A 2,130-nucleotide genomic window follows, 5' to 3' on the forward strand; every position below is an offset into this window, starting at 1 on the left:
CGAGTCCAACCTCCGCCGGGGGCGATAATCGCCCCCGGACCCCCGTATTAATGACGAATGAAACAGAAATGGAATAACGGCTCAGGACGCATGGACAACGAAACCCAAGGAGAAGCCCATGGAACAACGTCTCTCCCTCGTCACCCTCGGGGTGAAGAATCTGCCCGAGGCCCGGGCCTTTTACGAGCGCCTGGGCTGGAAAGCCTCCTCCGCCTCGTGTGACGGGGTCTGCTTCTTCCAGACCGGAACGATGGCCCTGGCCCTCTATCCGGTCGCGGAACTGTTGCAGGATGCGGGTCTTGCCATGCGCCAACCGGTTCCGGGGGGTATCAGCCTGGGAATCAACGTGGTCGAACGGGAAGAGGTGGATCGGGAGACGCAACGAGTGGTGGGTTGCGGGGCCACCCTGCTGCAAGCCCCCAAAGACACCCCCTGGGGTGGGCGTACCGCCTACTTCGCCGACCCGGACGGACACCCCTGGGAGATCACCTGGGCCCCGATGTTTCCTCTGGGGCCCAAGGGAGAACTTATCCTGCCGGAATAACGGAGTCAGGTCGGTTTTTCGTCGTCCGGTTGATAGATGATATACTGGTTGCGACCCCGGCGCTTGACCTCGTACATGGCCTGATCCGCCTTCTGCAACAGGCCGTCCACCGTGTGGCCATGCTCGGGAAACAGCACCAGCCCGATGCTGGCCCCGATGCGGCATTCGCTGCCATGGATGGGAAAGGGCTCGTTAAGAACCTGAATGACCTTGGTGGCCAGTTGGCCCAAGTGGGCGGGGTGCGCCACCCCCGGCAGAATCAGGGTGAATTCGTCACCCCCCATGCGAGCCAGGATGTCGGAATCCCGCAGGCAATCCTTGGAGCGCTGCGCCACCGCCTTGAGCAGGATGTCCCCCGCCTCGTGGCCCAGGGTGTCGTTGACCTCCTTGAAGCGATCCAGATCCATGAAACCCACCGCCAGAGTCTGATTGCTGCGCGTGGCGCGGCGTATCTCCTGTTCCAGCAGTTCGCGGAACAGCATGCGGTTGGGCAAACCGGTCAACTGGTCGTGGGTGGCCAGGTGATGCACCCGATCCTCAACCAGTCCACGATCGATGACCCCCGCCAGGGTGACCGCAATGGTGGAGAGGAAGGCCTCTTCTTCCGGGTCGTGGGGGTGTCCGAAATCCACATAGAGGTTGAGTACCCCCAAGAGCTGCTCCCGCAGCAGAATGGGCACACAGTAGTGACCATGTTCGGAGATGCCGTCGAAGGTCACGTCGTGCTGCTCGTCCAGACCGTTCTTGAAGATGATTTCCCGCGTTTCGAAGGCCTTGCCGCACAGGCAGAATCCCGGACCGATGCGATGACAGGCCTTGAGCAGATGGGGATGCAAACCCTTTTGCACCACCATCATCATGGTATTGTCCTCCTGGGCCAGGAAGATCGACCCCTTGTACTGCACCGCAAGCCAGGGAACGGTCAGGATGATCTCCAACGCCACCTCCAGCTTGCGCCGCAAGGGCAGGGGCTCCAGACCAATTTCCAGCAGGGCGCTGATAGCCACCCGATTGACATAGGCCCGCATGTCCCGCGCTTCCAGCAGACGGTGGGCCGAGATATCCCGCACCACGGCGGTATGGAACTCCTTCTTTTTGCGCTGCCAGCGCGACAGGGAGATCTCCACCGGAAACTCCGTATCGTCGCCACGCCGTGCCAGGCCTTCCCGAACCGATCCTTCCTTGTCGGCGGTGAGCAGGAGTTTTTCCGACCAGGCCGGGTCCAGCCAGCGTTCCGCAAAGAGAAAGTAGACGGGCTGATTCAGCAGATGGGCCTCCTCCCGACCGAAGAGCAGGGCGGAGACCTGGTTGCAGAAATGGATGGTGCCGTATTCGTCGTAAACCAGGATGGCGTCCGCCAGCGAGTGGGTCAGGGCCCGGAAACGCTCCTCGCTTTCGGTCAGGCGGTCGGTCTGTTTTTCCAGGGCGGCAGCGCGTTTGAGAACCGTATGGGTGAGCTGCTGCATCGATTCCGCAACCAGGGAAACCTCGTCCTGGGAGGTGTAACGGATGTTGCGCAGTTCCTGCTCCATCTCGGGTGAGAGGAGGTGGGACTCGGCGAAGTGCCGGGAGATTTTACCCAATGT

Annotated in this window: 2 protein-coding genes; one reads left to right on the forward strand and one right to left on the reverse strand. The window is 61.5% G+C overall.

The features are described 5' to 3' along the window. The first annotated feature begins 118 nt into the window (after positions 1-118). A complete protein-coding gene (locus tag HQL56_19720) occupies positions 119-544 on the forward strand; it encodes a VOC family protein (GenBank protein MBF0311746.1) in 426 nt (141 codons plus the stop codon). 5 nt (positions 545-549) lie between these two features. Here the strand turns inward: HQL56_19720 and HQL56_19725 are convergent. Next, positions 550-2,130 (reverse strand): diguanylate cyclase (locus HQL56_19725; GenBank protein MBF0311747.1); only part of this gene is annotated, 1,581 nt, incomplete at its 5' end.

The sequence above is a fragment of the Magnetococcales bacterium genome (assembly GCA_015231925.1).
GTDB lineage: Bacteria > Pseudomonadota > Magnetococcia > Magnetococcales > JADGAQ01 > JADGAQ01.